This window comes from Paraburkholderia nodosa, from assembly GCF_001718195.1.
In the GTDB taxonomy this organism is placed as follows: Bacteria; Pseudomonadota; Gammaproteobacteria; order Burkholderiales; family Burkholderiaceae; genus Paraburkholderia; species Paraburkholderia nodosa_A.
In genome coordinates, this window is sequence record NZ_MCNV01000031.1 from 15,282 (window position 1) to 33,165 (window position 17,884).

A 17,884-nucleotide genomic window follows, 5' to 3' on the forward strand; every position below is an offset into this window, starting at 1 on the left:
GGCATGCTACTGGCGCTGGCGCAATGGCTGCAGAATGACGCAAGCTTCTTGCGCGTGTTCAGTTATCTGACGTTCCGTGCGGTGATGGCCACCATCACCGCGATGGCGATCGGGCTTTTCCTCGGCCCGTGGGTGATCCGCAAGCTCACCGCAATGAAGGTCGGCCAGGCCGTGCGCACGGACGGCCCGCAAACTCACCTCGTGAAGTCCGGTACGCCCACCATGGGCGGCGTGCTCATTCTGCTGGGCATCGCGGTTTCTACCTTGCTGTGGGGCGATCTTACGAACCGCTTCATCTGGATCGTGATGCTCGTCACGTTCGGCTTCGGCGCGATCGGCTGGGTCGACGACTATCGCAAGGTCGTCTACAAGGACCCGCGCGGCATGTCTTCGCGCGAGAAGTACTTCTGGCAGTCGGTGATCGGTCTGTTCGCAGCGGTGTACCTCGCGTTCAGTGTGTCCGAAGCGAGCAACGTGCGCGTGTTCGATCTCTTCACGGCGTGGGTGCGTAGCGGCCTGTCGATGGGCCTGCCCGCGCGCGCCGACTTGCTGCTGCCGTTCCTCAAGTCGATCAGCTATCCGCTCGGCGTGTGGGGCTTCATCGCGCTCACGTACTTCGTGATCGTCGGCGCGAGCAACGCCGTGAACCTCACCGACGGCCTCGACGGTCTCGTGATCATGCCGGTCGTGCTCGTTGGCGCGTCGCTCGGCGTGTTCGCCTACGTGATGGGCAGCTCGGTCTACTCGAAGTATCTGCTCTTTCCGCATATTGCCGGAGCCGGCGAACTGCTCATCTTCTGTTCGGCGATGGGCGGGGCAGGGCTCGCGTTCCTCTGGTTCAACACGTATCCAGCGCAAGTGTTTATGGGCGACGTGGGCGCGCTCGCGCTCGGCGGCGCGCTGGGAACCATTGCGGTGATCGTGCGTCAGGAAATCGTGCTCTTCATCATGGGCGGCATTTTCGTTGCGGAGACGCTCTCGGTGATGCTGCAGGTCACCTGGTTCAAGTACACGAAGAAGCGTTACGGCGAAGGGCGCCGCATCTTCAAGATGGCGCCGCTGCATCACCATTTCGAGCTGTCTGGCTGGAAGGAAACGCAGGTTGTCGTGCGTTTCTGGGTCATCACGCTGATGCTGTGTCTGATCGGTCTGTCCACGCTCAAGCTGCGTTGAGCCTCTAAGTAAGCAAGGGAAGCAAGCGATGTTCGGCGAGAAGTTTCGGGATCGGCAAAAGCCGATGGTGCTCGTGCTGGGACTCGGGGAATCGGGTCTCGCGATGGCGCGTTGGTGCGCGCGGCATGGTTGCCGCCTGCGCATTGCCGACACGCGCGAAGCGCCGCCCAATCTTCCCGAACTCGCCGCGCGCGGCATCGACGCCGATTTCGTCGGCGGTCCGTTCACGACGGCGCTGCTCGACGGCGTGGAGCTCGTCGCAATCAGCCCGGGCCTCTCGCCGCTCGCCGAAGACCTCGTGCCGCTGATCGCGGCGGCACGCGAACGCGGCATCGAAGTGTGGGGGGAACTCGAACTCTTCGCGCAGGCGCTGCGCCATCTGGGCGAGAGCGGCTACGCACCGAAGGTGCTCGCCATCACCGGCACGAACGGCAAGACCACCACGACGAGCTTGACAGGCATGCTCTGCGAGCGCGCGGGCAAGCGCGTGGCGGTGGCGGGCAACATCAGCCCGGCGATGCTCGACAAGCTCGCCGAGGCCATCGACAACACCGCGCTGCCCGACGTCTGGGTGCTCGAACTGTCGAGCTTCCAGCTGGAAACGGCGCACACGTTCGAGCCGGACGCCGCCGCGGTCCTCAACATCACGCAGGACCATCTCGACTGGCACGGCGGCCTCGACGCTTACGCGGCCGCGAAGGGCCGCATCTTCGGGCCGCGCACGACACGCGTGCTCAACCGCGACGACGCGCGCGTCATGTCGCTCGCGAGCGTGAAGGCGAGTGGCGACGCGAAGATCGTGACTTTCGGCCTGAACGAGCCCGGGAACGACGGCGACCTGGGTCTGCTGCGCGAGAACGGCATGCAGTGGCTCGTGCAGGCCCACGACCTCGACGCGGCCGACGTACCTGTCTCCCCGCGTCGTCGCAAGCAGCAGGAAGCGGCGCCCGTGAACCTCGGCATGAAGCGCCTCATGCCCGCCGACGCCCTGCGCATTCGCGGTCTGCATAACGCGGCCAACGCGCTCGCGGCGTTCGCGCTCACGCGCGCGATCGATCTCGCGCCCGCGCCGCTTCTGCACGGCCTGCGCGAGTATCGCGGCGAGCCGCATCGCGTGGAGCTGATCGCATCGATCGACGGCATCGACTACGTGGACGACAGCAAGGGCACGAACGTCGGCGCGACGGTGGCAGCGCTCGACGGCCTCGCGCAGCGCACGGTGCTGATCGCCGGCGGCGACGGCAAGGGCCAGGACTTCGATCCGCTCGTCGCGCCGGTTGCGCGCTGGTGCCGCGCCGTGATGCTGATCGGCCGCGACGCCTCGAAGATCCGCGCGGCGCTCGAAGAAACCGGCATCGCGATGAGCGACCACGCCACGCTCGAAGAAGCCACGCGCGCGGCGACGGCGCTCGCGCAACCCGGTGACGTCGTGCTGCTTTCGCCCGCTTGCGCGAGCCTCGACATGTTCCGCAACTACGCGCATCGCGCAGCCGTGTTCCACGACACCGTAGAAGCAATCGCTGCAGAACGGGGGACGATGATATGAGCTGGTCCGAGCGATTCGGTGCGCGCCTCTCGCGCGAAAACGGCCAGGCCGGCGGCTCGTCGAGCGGCGGCGCGCGCTCGGGCGGTCTTGCGAGCGTCGTCAACGGCGTGCGTCCCGGACGCTCGCGCATGCTCGACTACGACCACTCGCTGCTGTGGGCCGTCATCGCGCTTCTGGGCCTCGGCGTGGTGATGGTGTACTCCGCCTCGATCGCCATGCCCGATTCGCCCAAGTACGCCTCGTACCGCGACTGGGCGTTCCTCGTGCGCCACCTCGTTTCGCTCGTGATCGCTACCGTTGCGGCGCTCGTTGCGTTCCGTATTCCCGTTTCGACGTGGGAGCGTTACGCGCCCAAGCTCTTTCTCATCTCGCTCGCCATGCTGGTGGTCGTGCTGATTCCGCACATCGGCAAGGGCGTGAACGGCGCGCGTCGCTGGATTCCGCTCGGCGTCACGAACATGCAGCCGTCGGAAATCATGAAGCTCGCCGTGACGATCTACGCTGCGAACTACACGGTGCGCAAGCAGGAATACATGCATAGCTTCGCGAAAGGCTTCCTGCCGATGGCATTCGCCGTGGGCGTGGTCGGCGCGCTGCTGCTGCTCGAGCCTGACATGGGCGCGTTCATGGTGATCGCCGCGATCGCCATGGGCGTGCTGTTCCTCGGCGGCGTGAACGGCAAGCTGTTCGGCGGCCTCGTGGCCACGGCAGTGGGCACCTTCACGCTGCTCGTGTGGGCGTCGCCGTGGCGCCGCGAGCGGATCTTCGCGTACCTCGATCCGTGGGACGACCGTTACGCGCAGGGCAAGGCGTACCAGCTCACGCACTCGCTCATCGCGTTCGGTCGCGGCGAGTGGTTCGGCGTGGGTCTTGGCGGCAGCGTCGAAAAGCTCAACTATCTGCCGGAAGCGCACACCGACTTCATTCTCGCCGTCATCGGCGAGGAACTCGGTTTCGTCGGCGTCCTCGTCGTGATCCTGCTGTTCTACTGGATCGTGCGCCGCTCGTTCGAGATCGGCCGCCAGGCGCTCGCGCTCGACCGCACGTTTGCCGGTCTCGTCGCCAAGGGGCTCGGCGTGTGGTTCGGCGCGCAGGCCTTCATCAACATGGGCGTGAACCTGGGGCTGTTGCCGACCAAGGGTCTCACGCTGCCCCTCGTGAGCTATGGCGGCTCGGGCATCTTGCTGAACTGCATCGCGGTGGCGCTGCTGTTGCGTGTGGACTACGAGAACCGGGTCTTGATGCGCGGAGGCAAGGTATGACCGCAGCAACGCGCACGCTCATGGTGATGGCCGGCGGCACCGGGGGACACGTGTTCCCGGGCCTTGCCGTCGCACATCGCATGGAGCAGTGGGGCTGGCGCGTGGTGTGGCTCGGCAATCCCGCAGGCATGGAAGCGACGCTCGTTCCGAAGCACGGCATCACGATGGAATACGTGCGCTTTGGCGGCGTGCGCGGCAAGGGTATCAAGACCAAGCTGATGCTGCCGCTGAACCTGCTGCGCGCCTGCACGCAGAGCCTCGCGGCGCTGCGCCGCGTGAAGCCCGACGTCGTGCTCGGCATGGGCGGCTACATCACGTTCCCGGCGGGCTTGATGAGCGCGCTTTCGGGCCGTCCGCTCGTGCTGCATGAACAGAATTCGATTGCGGGTCTCGCGAACAAGGTGCTCGCGAAACTGGCCAGGCGCGTGCTCGTGGCGTTTCCGGGCGCCTTGCCGAATGCCGAGTGGACCGGCAACCCGATCCGCGAGGCGCTCGAACACGTCGACGCGCCGGCGGCGCGCTACGCCGCGCGCAGCGGTCCGCTGCGCGTGCTCGTAGTGGGCGGCAGTCTCGGCGCGACGGCGCTCAACGAAGTGGTGCCGCGCGCGCTGTCGCTGCTCGCGCCGCAAGAGCGTCCGCATATCGTGCATCAGGCGGGCGCGAAGCACATCGACGCCTTGCGTCAAAACTATCTCGACGCCGGACTCGAACTGAATGACACGGTACAGCTCGTGCCGTTCATCGACGACATGGCGAGCGCCTACCGCAACGCGGATCTCGTGGTCTGCCGTTCGGGCGCAATGACGGTGGCCGAAATCGCGGCCGTGGGCGTGGCGGCATGCTTTGTGCCGTTTCCCTACGCCGTGGACGACCACCAGACCACCAACGCCGCGTTCCTTGCCGACAAGGACGCAGCGCTCGTGGTGCAACAACGCGACCTGACGGCGGAAGGACTCGCCGACTGGTTGCGGCATCAGACCAGAACATCGCTGGCGGAAATGGCCGGGCGCGCTCGCGCGCTCGCGAAACCCGACGCCGCCGATCAGGTCGCGCGCATCTGCGCGGCTGTGGCGGGCGTAAGTGCGGGAGGAAAGCAATGAAACACATCGTCAAACATATCCATTTCGTTGGCATCGGCGGCGCGGGCATGAGCGGCATCGCCGAAGTGCTCGTCAACCTCGGCTATCAGGTAAGCGGCTCGGACCTCGCGAAGAACGGGGTCACCGATCGACTCGCCGCGCTCGGCGCGCGCATCGCGATCGGCCATGCCGAAGAAAACATCGAAGGCGCGAATGCCGTGGTCGTTTCGACCGCGGTGCGCAGCGACAACCCCGAAGTGCTCGCGGCACGCCATCGCCGCATTCCCATCGTGCCGCGCGCCGTGATGCTCGCGGAACTGATGCGTCTGAAGCAGGGCATCGCGATCGCAGGCACGCACGGCAAGACCACCACGACCTCGCTCGTGGCGAGCGTGCTGGCCGCGGGCGGGCTCGATCCGACCTTCGTGATCGGCGGGCGCCTGATCAGTGCGGGCGCGAACGCGCGCCTCGGCACGGGCGATTTCATCGTGGCGGAAGCCGACGAATCGGACGCATCGTTCCTGAACCTGTTTCCGGTGATCGAAGTCATTACGAACATCGACGCCGATCACATGGACACCTACGGGCACGACTTCGCGCGCCTGAAGCAGGCGTTCATCGAGTTCACGCATCGCCTGCCGTTCTATGGCATTGCGGTGCTGTGCGTGGACGACCCGAACGTGAAGGAGATTCTGCCGTTCGTCTCGAAGCCGATCATCCGTTACGGCTTCGCGTCCGACGCGCAGGTGCGCGCGGTCAACGTGATTGCCCGAGAAGGCAAGATGTACTTCACGGTGATGCGCGAAGACGCGCCGTCGCTCGACATCGTGCTGAATCTGCCGGGCACGCACAACGTGCAGAACGCGCTCGCCGCGATTGCGATCGCGACCGAACTCGAAGTGAAGGACGCCGATATTCAACGCGCGCTCGCGGAATTCAACGGCGTAGGCCGTCGTTTTCAGCGCTATGGCGAAATTCCCGTCAACGGCGGCGGCGCCTGGACGTTGATCGACGACTATGGCCATCACCCGGTGGAAATGGCCGCGACGATCGCAGCGGCGCGCGGCGCGTTTCCCGAGCGCCGTCTCGTGCTGGCGTTCCAGCCGCACCGCTATACGCGTACGCGCGACTGTTTCGAAGACTTCGTGCGCGTGCTGTCGACCGTCGATGCGCTCGTGCTGACCGATGTCTATGCGGCCGGCGAAGCGCCGATCGTCGCAGCCGATGGCCGCGCGCTCGCACGCGCGATTCGCGTGGCGGGCAAGGTCGAGCCGGTGTTCGTCGAGACCGTGGATGAAGTGCCGGAGGCGCTCGCAGCGGTCGTGCGCGACGGCGATGTGGTGATTACGATGGGCGCGGGTTCGATCGGCGGCGTGCCGGGTCGAATCGCCCAACAGGAACAGAAGGCGTGAGTGACATGAGCAGTATCGATCCGAAACAATTTGGCAAGGTCGCGGTGCTGTACGGCGGCGTGTCCGCTGAGCGGGAGGTATCGCTCAAGTCGGGCACGCTGGTGCTGCAGGCGCTGCAGAGCGCCGGCATCGACGCGCATCCGTTCGACCCGTCCGAGCGCCCGCTTTCCGCGCTCAAGGACGAAGGTTTCGTGCGCGCGTTCAACGCGCTGCACGGCGGCTACGGCGAGAACGGCCAGATCCAGGGCGCGCTCGACTTTTACGGCATTCGCTATACGGGCACGGGTGTGCTCGGCTCCGCGCTCGGGCTCGACAAGTTCCGCAGCAAGCTCGTGTGGCAGCAGCTCGGCATTCCCACGCCGCCGTTCGAAGTGGTGTTGCGCGGCGACGACTACGCGGCGCGCGCGCCGCAGATCGTCGCGAAGCTCGGCCTGCCGCTCTTCGTGAAGCCCGCGAGCGAAGGCTCGAGCGTGGCCGTGATCAAGGTGAAGGCGGAAAGCCAACTCGTGCCGGCGCTCGAAGAAGCCGCGAAGTTCGACAAGATCGTGCTGGTGGAAAAGAGCATCGAAGGCGGCGGCGAGTACACCGCGTGCATCGCGGGCGACCTCGATCTGCCGATCATCAAGATCGTGCCGGCGGGTGAGTTCTACGACTACGACGCGAAGTACATCCTCGACACGACGCAGTATCTGATTCCCTGCGGCGTCGCGCCGGAGAAAGAGGCGGAACTGAAGAAGCTCGCGCGCCGCGCGTTCGACGTGCTCGGCTGCACCGACTGGGGCCGCGCCGATTTCATGATGGACGGTGCAGGCAACGCGTACTTCCTCGAAGTGAACACGGCGCCGGGCATGACCGATCACTCGCTGCCGCCGAAGGCCGCGCGCTCGGTAGGCATCGAGTATCGCGATCTGGTGGTGCGCGTGCTGGCACAGACGCTAAAAGATTGAACCCCTGATTAATCTCTGACTGACGAATTGCCGAACCGGAAGTGAACCGACAATCTCGAAATGTGGAATAACGTACGCCAGCTCAACCTTGCCGCCAACGCGTTGCACGCGCTGCTCGCGCTCGCGCTGCTGGCGGCGGGCTGCTACTGGCTCGTGCAGCGTCCGAACTTCGCGCTGCGAGAGATCCGCATCGAGGGCGATACCGAGCACATCAACTCGCCCACCGTGCGTGCGAGCGTGGTCGGCCGGCTGAAGGGCAACTTCTTCACGGTCGATCTCGATACGGCGCGCGCCGCGTTCGAGCAGATGCCGTGGGTGCGTCATGCGAGCGTGCGCCGCGTGTGGCCCAACGCATTGGCTGTCACGCTCGAAGAGTACAAACCGCTGGGCACGTGGGGCAGCGATCAGCTCGTGAGCACGGACGGCGAGCTGTTCACGGCGAACCAGGGCGAACTCGACGAAGAGTTGCCCGCGTTCGACGGCCCCGACGGCACCGCGCCCGAGGTGGTTGCGCGCTACCGCGACCTGGAGAAGTGGTTCGCGCCGCTCGGGCTCACGCCCGACGAAGTGACGCTCTCGCCGCGTTACGCATGGACGGTGAAGCTCTCGAACGGCATGCAGGTGGAGCTGGGCCGCGAGCGCAACGCCGACACACTGAGCGAGCGTTCGCACCGCCTCATCGCGGCATGGTCGGCGGTGACGCAACGTTGGGGCAAAGCAATCGAATACGCGGACTTGCGTTATCCGAACGGGTTTGCGATAAGGGCGGCCGGTATGCGCTTCATCAGTGACACGCCCGCTCCGGGCAAGAAGTAACAGGACATCACACGCAACGAGCACGATATGAGTAAAGACTATAAGGATCTGCTGGTCAGCCTCGACATCGGGACGTCGAAGGTGGTGGCCGTCGTCGCCGAATTGAAGGGCGAAGGCCACTACGAAGTGATCGGTCTCGGCCAGAGCGAATCGAAAGGTCTCAAGAAGGGCGTGGTGGTGAACATCGAGGCCACTGTGCAGTCTATCCAGCGAGCGCTCGAAGAAGCGGAACTCATGGCCGACTGCAAGATCACTAACGTATTCACCGGTATTGCGGGCAGCCACATTCGCAGCTTCAACTCGAGCGGCATGGTTGCCATCAAGGAGAAGGAAGTCACGCAGGCGGACGTCGCGCGCGTGATCGAAACGGCGAAGGCGATCAACATCCCGACCGACCAGCAGGTGCTGCATATCCTCACGCAGGAATTCATCATCGACGGCCAGGAAGATGTGCGCGAGCCGATCGGCATGAGCGGCATCCGTCTGGAAGTGAAGGTGCATATCGTGACGGGCGCGGTGAGCGCGGCGCAGAACATCGTGAAGTGCGTGCGCCGCTGCGGTCTCGAAGTGAACGACCTCATCCTGCAGCCGCTCGCTTCGTCGCTGGCGGTGCTGACCGAGGACGAGAAGGAACTGGGCGTGGTGCTCGTCGACGTCGGCGGCGGCACGACCGACATCGCGATCTTCAGCGAAGGCGCGATTCGCCATACCGCGGTGATTCCGATCGCGGGCGACCAGGTGACGAGCGACATCGCCATGGCGCTGCGCACGCCCACGCCCGACGCGGAAGACATCAAGGTGAGCTACGGCATCGCGAAGCAGGCGCTCGCCGATCCGGACGAGATGATCGAAGTGCCGGGGCTGGGCGAGCGCGGTCCGCGCACGCTGTCGCGCCAGGCGCTTGCCGCCGTGATCGAGCCGCGCGTGGAAGAGCTTTTTTCGCTCGTGCAGCAGGTGGTGCGCGAGTCGGGCTACGAAGAACTGTTGAGCTCGGGCGTCGTGCTGACGGGCGGCGCCGCGATGATGCCGGGCATGGTGGAGCTGGGCGAGGACATTTTCCTGAAGCCGGTGCGCATCGGCGTGCCGGAATACGCAGGCGGTCTGGCCGACGTGGTGCGCAATCCGCGCTACTCGACGGCGATGGGCCTGCTCGTCGAAGGCCGCTCGCAGCGTATGCGCGGGCGCAAGGTTGCAGTGCAGTCGGGGTCGATGGGCCAGGTCTTTTCACGCATGAAGGACTGGTTCCTCGGCAACTTCTGACGACAGAAGTCGCAGGACAGAAGGCGAAGTACAAGCTTCGAAAATCGCGCTGGTGACGGCGGCTAGCGCGCAGTGGAAGGTTGCCCGATCTTCCACTGGATAACGGCCGAGGAGCGGAATCTTTTTCTTGACGGAGGCAACATGGAATTCCAGATGCTGGAAACCGAAACCAACGGCACCATCATCAAGGTGGTAGGCGTTGGTGGTGCGGGCGGCAATGCCGTGCAGCACATGATCAACCGCGGCGTGCAAGGCGTCGATTTCATCGTGATGAACACGGACGCACAGGCGCTCTCGCGCTCGCGTGCATCGGCCGTGATTCAACTCGGCAACACGGGCCTCGGCGCCGGTGCGAAGCCGGAGATGGGCCGCGCGGCAGCAGAAGAAGCCCGTGAGCGCATCGCCGACGCACTGCGCGGCGCGCACATGGTGTTCATCACCGCCGGCATGGGCGGCGGCACCGGCACGGGCGCAGCCCCGGTCGTCGCGCAGATCGCCAAGGAGATGGGCATTCTCACCGTTGGCGTGGTGAGCAAGCCGTTCGAGTTCGAAGGCGGCAAGCGTATGCGCGTGGCGGAAGCCGGCTCGCAGCAACTGGAGGATCACGTCGACTCGCTGATCGTCGTCCTGAACGACAAGCTGTTCGACGTGATGGGCGATGACGCCGAGATGGACAAGTGCTTCCAGTGCGCGGACGACGTTCTGAACAACGCAGTCGCAGGCATCGCCGAAATCATCAACGTCGACGGTCTCGTGAACGTCGACTTCGAAGACGTGAAGACGGTGATGGGCGAGCAGGGCAAGGCGATGATGGGCACGGCGACGGTTGCCGGCGTCGATCGCGCACGCCTCGCGGCGGAACAGGCCGTGGCGAGCCCGCTGCTCGAAGGCGTCGATCTGTCGGGCGCGCGCGGCGTGCTGGTCAACATCACGTCGAGCCGTTCGCTGCGTCTGTCGGAAACGCGCGAAGTGATGAACACCATCAAGAGCTATGCTGCAGAAGACGCGACGGTGATCTTCGGTGCGGTGTACGACGACGCGATGGGCGACGCACTGCGCGTGACGGTGGTGGCAACGGGCCTCGGCCGCGCTGCGAAGAAGCAGCAAGCCGCGCCGATGCAACTGCTGCGTACGGGCACGGACAACCAGCCGATCCCGGCTCCGGCGGGTTCGTACGCACCGCAGCACAGCGGCCACGGCAACACGGCCGACTACGGCGCGCTCGACACGCCGGCAGTGTGGCGCACGTCGCGCGACACCGCGGCTTCGCACGTGCAGGCGCTGCAGGAAAAGGGCGTCGACACGTACGATATCCCGGCGTTCCTGCGCAAGCAGGCGGACTGACACGCGAGCCGATCTGACTGCGGCAGGGCACGTGTTGCCCTCGCCCGCAGACAGACAGCGCGCTGCGTAGCAATGAAGGCGAGCAGGACCAGCAAGGCCGCATCCGCGAGGATGCGCGGCAGGGACGGTTGCCCGCCACGCGTTGAGCGTGGGGGAAAGGCGCGGTGTCGCCAGGCGTTCCTGTGTAACCTTGGAGTACATCGTTGCCCAACATTGCACGACGCCAGCGCGACACGCTTGCGCATCGTTGCGAAGGACGAGTCATGATCAAACAGGGTGAAACGCTGCCCGAAGCGACCCTCTTCGAGTTCGTCGAAGACGCGCGCGAGGGTTGCACGCTGGGGCCGAACAGCTTCGACGTGCAAAAGGAAGCGGCGGGCAAGCGCGTGGTGATCTTCGGATTGCCGGGCGCATTCACGCCAACGTGCTCCGCGAAGCACGTGCCGGGTTACGTCGAACACTTCGACGCGCTGCGCGCGGCCGGTATCGACGAGGTCTGGTGCGTGTCCGTCAACGACGCGTTCGTCATGGGCGCGTGGGGACGCGATCAGCGTACCTCGGGCAAGGTACGCATGATGGCCGACGGCAGCGCAGCGTTGACTCGTGCACTCGGACTGGAGCAGGATTTGTCGGCGCGTGGCATGGGAATCCGCTCCCAGCGCTATGCGATGGTGGTCGACGACGGCGTGGTCAAGACGCTGCACGTCGAAGCACCCGGCAAGTTCGAAGTGAGCGATGCTGCGAGCATACTCGCCACGTTGACCCGCGCATGAGCGCGTTCGCGGGCGCGGCGTTGCCCCGAAGCAACGTGCACCTGCGGCGTAAATGTGACAGGCCATTACGTGAACCCAGCGGGCCGATTACCCCGGGAACGCCTCCGTTCCGGGCATCGGCCCGCGCTCCATCCCCATTGGGTAACACGGGGAAACAGTTTGTCACGCCGGTGAAAAAGACGGACTCGGCGCAACTGGAGTATAATTCGTGCTATGAATTAAAAAGTCCCGATTGGGATTTTCAATGAGCAAGAAGACCATGTTGAAGCAGCGAACCATCAAATCAATCGTGAAGACAGTCGGCATCGGCCTGCATTCGGGGCGCAAGGTCGACCTGACGCTCCGTCCGGCGGCGCCGAACACGGGCATCGTGTTTTCGCGCGTGGATTTGCCGACGCCGGTGGACATCCCCGCGTCGGCGATGGCGATTGGCGATACCCGCCTCGCCTCGGTGCTGCAGAAAGACGGCGCACGTGTCTCGACGATCGAGCACCTCATGTCCGCCTGCGCAGGCCTTGGCATCGACAACCTCTACGTGGATGTGACCGCCGAGGAAATTCCGATCATGGACGGCAGCGCGGCTTCGTTCGTGTTCCTGATCCAGTCGGCGGGTATCGAGGAGCAGAACGCTCCGAAGAAGTTCATCAAGGTCAAGAAGCCCGTGGAGATCCGCGACGGCGACAAGTTCGCACGTCTCGAGCCTTACTTCGGCTTCAAGCTCAAGTTCACGATCGACTTCCGCCATCCGGCTGTCGACAAGACGGGCCAGGCGCTCGAAGTGGACTTCGCGAATACCTCGTACGTGCGTGAAATCGCGCGCGCCCGCACGTTCGGCTTCGCGCACGAAGTCGAGATGATGCGCGAGCTCGGCCTCGCGCGCGGCGGCAGCATGGACAACGCCATCGTGCTGGACGAGTACCGCATTCTGAACAACGACGGCCTGCGCTACGACGACGAGTTCGTGAAGCACAAGATGCTCGACGCGATCGGCGATCTGTACGTGGTCGGCCATCCGCTGCTGGCAGCGTACGACGCGTACAAGTCGGGCCACGGCCTCAATAACGCGCTGCTGCGCGAGCTGCTCGCGAATGAGGACGCCTACGAGATCGTCACGTTCGACGATCCGCAGAAGGCGCCGCGCGGCTTCGGCTACGACGCACAGACCGCATTCGCCTGAGTTTCGAGCGTATAGGCAGTAAAAAGGGCAGCGATATGCTGCCCTTTTTCTTTTTGCGCGGCTTCGTGAGCGCGGTCGCGAGACCTGGGCTCACCGGATCAGCGCTTTTTCATGTGGCGCGCCGCCATCTTCGCGAGTGCTGCCTGCAGCGGCGAAGCCTCGAGCGTTTCGCTCAGCGCCTGAAGCGCTGCCGCGCCAACCGGCGTCATGCGCGCCTGCTTGGGCGGTGCCGGATCTTTCACGGCTTGAGGACGCACGCGGATGCGCACGCTGTTCAACGCCCAGCCGCGCGCCTGCAGATCGGCCACGAGCCGCGGCTCCAGATGCCGCAACCGCGCGGCGAGCGCGTTGTGCGCAGTGAAGAGGGCCAGTGTGCCGTCCTTGATGAAGCCGGGCTCGACACTCGCCGCGAGATAGTCGGGCAGCAGCGCATTCAGGTCGCGCTGGATCGCCGCGATCTGCTCCACGCCGGCGCGCAGCGGCGCGAACGCGTCCGTGCGGCTCAGCACTTCGGCGAGCGGCTGGGGGGCGCGTGGTCCCCTGGACCTTGAAAACGGCGAGAAACGGCTCATGTGGCGTAAGGATGGGCGAGCGCGCAGGCGGGACTGCGATGTCGTCATTGTAGCCTGCGCACCGCTCATTCAAGCGCCTTCAGGCCATTCGGCCAGGGCCGCATCGCGGCCCTTCGCCGCCCGGCGGGAAGGCCGTCCGTGCGGGCACCGCGCGCGCCAGAGCCGTCTTCGCGCTGACACAGGCGGGTGAGAGGGCGCGTGCTAAAATGCCCGATTCGAATCCACCATTTTGGGCTAAAGCCGCCGAGGTCCCGCCGGTCCGGATGCGTAGTGCACACCCTGCACAACCCGCTGAACCCACCCTCAGGAATCCCGGCCGAAGCCGCGACGCAGACACCGATCCGATGACCACCGGTTTCTTACAGAAAATCTTTGGCAGCCGCAATCAGCGCCTGATCAAGCAATATCAGAAGACGGTCGCGGCGATCAACGCGCTCGAACCGAAGATCGAGCAGTACACCGACGAGCAGCTGCGCGCAAAAACGGCCGAGTTCCGCGAGCGCGTGGCCAAAGGTACATCGCTCGACGAACTGCTGCCCGAGGCGTTCGCCGTTTGCCGCGAGGCGAGCAAGCGCGTGCTGAAAATGCGCCACTTCGACGTGCAGCTGATCGGCGGCATGGTGCTGCATTACGGCAAGATCGCTGAAATGCGCACCGGCGAAGGCAAGACGCTCGTCGCCACACTGCCCGTCTACCTGAATGCGCTGTCGGGCCGCGGTGTGCACGTCGTGACGGTGAACGACTACCTCGCGCAGCGCGACGCCGAATGGATGGCGCGCCTCTACAACTTCCTCGGTTTGTCCGTCGGCATCAACCTGTCGCAGATGGACCACGCGACGAAGCAGGAAGCGTACGCCGCGGACATCACCTACGGCACGAACAACGAGTTCGGCTTCGACTACCTGCGCGACAACATGGTCTACGAGACCGAGGCGCGCGTGCAGCGTACGCTGAACTTCGCGGTGGTCGACGAGGTGGACTCGATCCTGATCGACGAAGCGCGTACGCCGCTCATCATCTCGGGCCAGGCCGAAGACCACACCGAACTCTACGTGCGCATGAACGCGCTGCCGCCGCTGCTCGAGCAGCAGATCGGCGAAGAGAAGGCCGACGGCACGGGCGTGGAAAAGCCGGGCGACTACACGCTCGACGAAAAGGCGCGCCAGGTGTTCCTCACGGAATCGGGCCACGAGAAGGCCGAGCGCATGCTCTCCGAGTGGGGCCTGATCGGCCAGGGCGAAAGCCTCTATGCGCCGCAGAACATCACGCTGATGCACCATGTGTACGCCGCGCTGCGTGCCCACACGCTATTCCACAAGGACCAGCACTACGTGGTGCAGAACGGCGAAGTCATTATCGTCGACGAATTCACCGGCCGTCTGATGGCCGGCCGCCGCTGGTCGGACGGCCTGCACCAGGCCGTGGAAGCGAAGGAACACGTGAAGATCCAGAGCGAGAACCAGACGCTCGCTTCGATCACGTTCCAGAACTACTTCCGCATGTACGCGAAGCTCTCGGGCATGACGGGTACGGCCGACACCGAAGCGTACGAATTCAACGAGATCTACGGCCTCGAAACAGTGGTGGTCCCGACGAACCGGACACCCAAGCGGATCGACAAGCAGGATCAGATCTACAAGACGGCGAATGAACGCTACGACGCCGTGATTCGCGATATCCGCGAATGCTACGAGCGTGGTCAGCCGGTGTTGGTCGGCACGACGTCGATCGAAAACTCGGAGCTGCTTTCGAACCTGCTCACGAAGGCCGGTCTGCCGCACGAAGTGCTCAACGCGAAGCAGCACGCGCGTGAAGCCGCGATCGTCGCTGAAGCCGGTCGTCCGCAGCGCGTCACCATCGCCACCAACATGGCAGGCCGCGGTACCGACATCGTGCTGGGCGGCAATGCGGAGAAGCAGGCAGCGTTTATCGAAGCCGACGAAGCGATTCCCGCCGACGAAAAAGCGCGCCGCATCCAGCAACTGCACGACGAGTGGCAAACGCTGCACGATCGGGTAAAGGCCGCGGGCGGTCTGCACATCATCGGCACCGAGCGTCACGAGTCGCGCCGGATCGACAACCAGCTGCGCGGTCGTGCGGGCCGACAGGGCGACCCGGGCTCGTCGCGTTTCTATCTCTCGCTCGAAGACCCGCTGCTGCGCATTTTCGCGGGCGACCGCGTGCGCGCGATCATGGACCGCCTGAAAATGCCGGAAGGCGAGGCGATCGAGGCGGGTATCGTCACGCGTTCGATCGAGTCGGCGCAGCGCAAGGTCGAAGCGCGCAACTTCGACATCCGCAAGCAACTGCTCGAATACGACGACGTCTCGAACGATCAGCGCAAGGTGATCTACCAGCAGCGCAACGAACTGCTCGAAGCGCATGACATCACCGAAACGATCGGCGCGATGCGTCATGGCGTGATCACCGACATCGTGCGCCAGTTCGTGCCGCACGGCAGTATCGAAGAGCAGTGGGACGTGCCCGAGCTCGAAGAAGTGCTGCGCAACGAATGGCAGCTCGACCTCGCGATCCAGGAGATGATCAACGAGTCGTCGTCGATCGATGCCGATGAAATTCTCGAGGCCGTGCTCGCCGCGGGCGACGAAGCTTACGAGCAGAAGGTGGCGCTCGTGGGCCGCGAATCGTTCAGCGCGTTCGAGCGCTCGGTCATGCTGCAAACGCTCGACCGCAGCTGGCGCGAACACCTCGCGGCGCTCGACCACCTGCGTCAGGGCATCCATCTGCGCGGCTATGCGCAGAAGAACCCGAAGCAGGAGTACAAGCGCGAGGCGTTCGAACTGTTCGCCGCGATGCTCGAAGCCGTGAAGCTCGAAGTCACGCGTATCGTGATGAACGTGCAGATCCAGTCGCCGGAGCAGCTCGAACAGGCGGCCGAGCAGATCGAAGAGCAGGGCCATCATGTCGAGAACGTCGAGTTCCGCCATGCCGAATTCGCCGAAGCCGACGCGGCGCCGGCTCCGGCGGCTGCCGCACCGGTGGCTGCCGACGCCGCCGCTGCAATGGTGGGCGCGGCCATGAGCCATACGCCGCCGGTGGGCAGCGAAATGCCGAAGGTGGGCCGCAACGATCCGTGCCCGTGCGGCAGCGGCAAGAAGTACAAGCAGTGTCACGGCAAGATCGCGTGACGCAGGCTTGAACGTAGATTCCGGTGGCCCGCTTCCCATGGCGGGCCTTGCGTTTTGATTCCCGATGCCGGCCAGGCTCCAGCGCCCTGGCCGGCATCGCCATTTCGACAGGTCGCCACCATGGCTGTCAATTTCCCCTCGATTGATCCCGCACAACTTCATCCGGTCGCCGGCGTGACGCTCGGCTGGGCGGAAGCCAACATTCGCAAGCCCAATCGTAAGGACGTCCTGGTGATCTCCGTCGACGAAGGCGCGAGCGTCGCCGGCGTGTTCACGCTGAATCGCTTCTGTGCCGCGCCGGTGACGGTGTGCCGCGAACATCTCGCGAAGGTGCGCGCGGGCGGCAAGGGCATTCGTGCGCTGGTGGTGAACACCGGCAACGCGAACGCGGGCACCGGCGAGCCGGGCATGAAGCACGCCCGCGAGACCTGCGATGAACTCGCGCGCCTGGCCGGCCTCGAGTCCTCGCAGGTGCTGCCGTTCTCGACCGGCGTGATCCTCGAGCCGCTGCCGATCGACCGTTTGAAGGCGGGCCTGCCCGCCGCGCTGGCGAATCGCGGGGCCGCGAACTGGTACGACGCCGCGCAGGCCATCATGACGACCGACACGCTGCCGAAGGCCGTGTCGCGCCAGGTCACGGTCGACGGCCACACCATCACGTTCACGGGCATCAGCAAGGGCGCGGGCATGATCAAGCCGAACATGGCGACCATGCTCGGCTTCCTCGCTTTCGACGCGAACGTTGCGCAGCCCGTGCTCGACGAACTCGTGAAGTACGTGGCCGACCGCTCGTTCAACTGCGTCACCATCGACGGCGATACCTCGACCAACGACTCGTTCATCATGATCGCCTCGGGCAAGTCGAGCCTGCCCGCGATCACGTCGACGGACACGCCCGCTTACGTCGCGCTGCGCGACGCCGTGACGGCCGTCGCCCAGGAACTCTCGCAGCTCATCGTGCGCGACGGCGAAGGCGCAACCAAGTTCATGACCGTGCAGGTGGAAGGCGGCAAGGACGTGGCCGAGTGCCGCCAGATCGCTTATGCAATCGGCCATTCGCCGCTCGTGAAGACGGCGTTCTACGCATCGGACCCCAACCTCGGCCGTATCCTCGCCGCGATCGGCTATGCCGGCGTGACGGACCTCGACGTCGACAAGATCGACCTGTATCTCGACGACGTGCTCGTGGCGAAAGCGGGCGGTCGCAACCCGGACTACCGCGAAGAAGACGGTCAGCGCGTCATGAAGAAGAGCGAGATCCTGATCCGCGTGCTGCTCGGCCGCGGCGACGCGCAGGCCACGATCTGGACCTGCGACCTCTCGCACGACTACGTGAGCATCAACGCGGATTACCGCTCCTGATTTCAAGCGCGC

14 protein-coding genes are annotated in these 17,884 nt (G+C 65.0%); 13 read left to right on the forward strand and 1 reads right to left on the reverse strand.

Annotated elements, in window-relative coordinates; genetic code table 11:
- Positions 1-3 precede the first annotated feature (3 nt).
- From mraY to lpxC, 11 genes are all read left to right on the forward strand, one after another.
- Complete coding sequence (gene mraY / locus BFD71_RS33245; RefSeq protein WP_069268485.1) at positions 4-1,173, forward strand: phospho-N-acetylmuramoyl-pentapeptide-transferase; 1,170 nt, start codon at positions 4-6, stop codon at positions 1,171-1,173.
- A 28-nt stretch (positions 1,174-1,201) separates the two neighbouring features.
- Positions 1,202-2,719, forward strand: a complete 1,518-nt coding sequence (gene murD / locus BFD71_RS33250) for a UDP-N-acetylmuramoyl-L-alanine--D-glutamate ligase (RefSeq protein WP_069268486.1) — start codon at positions 1,202-1,204, stop codon at positions 2,717-2,719.
- A complete protein-coding gene (gene ftsW, locus BFD71_RS33255; RefSeq protein ID WP_069268487.1) occupies positions 2,716-3,981 on the forward strand; it encodes a putative lipid II flippase FtsW in 1,266 nt (421 codons plus the stop codon). Before murD ends, ftsW begins: the two co-directional genes overlap by 4 nt.
- Positions 3,978-5,081 carry an undecaprenyldiphospho-muramoylpentapeptide beta-N-acetylglucosaminyltransferase gene (gene murG / locus BFD71_RS33260; protein WP_069268488.1) on the forward strand — a complete coding sequence of 368 codons (1,104 nt, stop codon included), beginning with the start codon at positions 3,978-3,980 and terminating at the stop codon, positions 5,079-5,081. Before ftsW ends, murG begins: the two co-directional genes overlap by 4 nt.
- Positions 5,078-6,472: a UDP-N-acetylmuramate--L-alanine ligase gene (gene murC / locus BFD71_RS33265; RefSeq protein ID WP_069268489.1), complete on the forward strand. Its 1,395-nt coding sequence runs from the start codon at positions 5,078-5,080 to the stop codon at positions 6,470-6,472. The genes murG and murC overlap by 4 nt, the downstream gene beginning before the upstream one ends.
- 5 nt (positions 6,473-6,477) lie before the next feature.
- On the forward strand, positions 6,478-7,419 hold the full coding sequence (locus BFD71_RS33270; protein WP_069268490.1) for a D-alanine--D-alanine ligase: 942 nt from the start codon (positions 6,478-6,480) through the stop codon (positions 7,417-7,419).
- Between the two features lie 60 nt (positions 7,420-7,479).
- Entirely contained in the window at positions 7,480-8,235 is a 756-nt protein-coding gene (locus BFD71_RS33275; protein WP_069268491.1) for a cell division protein FtsQ/DivIB, read from the forward strand.
- A 27-nt stretch (positions 8,236-8,262) separates the two neighbouring features.
- Complete coding sequence (gene ftsA, locus BFD71_RS33280) at positions 8,263-9,495, forward strand: cell division protein FtsA (RefSeq protein WP_042270315.1); 1,233 nt, start codon at positions 8,263-8,265, stop codon at positions 9,493-9,495.
- Positions 9,496-9,636: 141 nt separating this feature from the next.
- A complete protein-coding gene (ftsZ, locus tag BFD71_RS33285) occupies positions 9,637-10,839 on the forward strand; it encodes a cell division protein FtsZ (protein ID WP_028207795.1) in 1,203 nt (400 codons plus the stop codon).
- A 263-nt stretch (positions 10,840-11,102) separates the two neighbouring features.
- A complete protein-coding gene (locus BFD71_RS33290) occupies positions 11,103-11,612 on the forward strand; it encodes a peroxiredoxin (protein ID WP_069268492.1) in 510 nt (169 codons plus the stop codon).
- 259 nt (positions 11,613-11,871) lie between these two features.
- Positions 11,872-12,789 (forward strand): UDP-3-O-acyl-N-acetylglucosamine deacetylase, encoded by a 918-nt coding sequence (gene lpxC, locus BFD71_RS33295; RefSeq protein WP_069268531.1) that lies wholly within the window; start codon positions 11,872-11,874, stop codon positions 12,787-12,789.
- A 98-nt stretch (positions 12,790-12,887) separates the two neighbouring features.
- On the opposite strand, the gene BFD71_RS33300 is transcribed toward lpxC, so the two are convergent.
- Positions 12,888-13,361, reverse strand: a complete 474-nt coding sequence (locus BFD71_RS33300) for a DUF721 domain-containing protein (protein ID WP_069268493.1) — start codon at positions 13,359-13,361, stop codon at positions 12,888-12,890.
- A gap of 344 nt (positions 13,362-13,705) precedes the next feature.
- Between BFD71_RS33300 and secA the strand changes: the two genes are divergently transcribed.
- Positions 13,706-16,510 (forward strand): preprotein translocase subunit SecA, encoded by a 2,805-nt coding sequence (gene secA / locus BFD71_RS33305; protein WP_069268494.1) that lies wholly within the window; start codon positions 13,706-13,708, stop codon positions 16,508-16,510.
- 120 nt (positions 16,511-16,630) lie between these two features.
- On the forward strand, positions 16,631-17,872 hold the full coding sequence (gene argJ, locus BFD71_RS33310) for a bifunctional glutamate N-acetyltransferase/amino-acid acetyltransferase ArgJ (protein WP_069268495.1): 1,242 nt from the start codon (positions 16,631-16,633) through the stop codon (positions 17,870-17,872).
- Positions 17,873-17,884 lie beyond the last annotated feature (12 nt).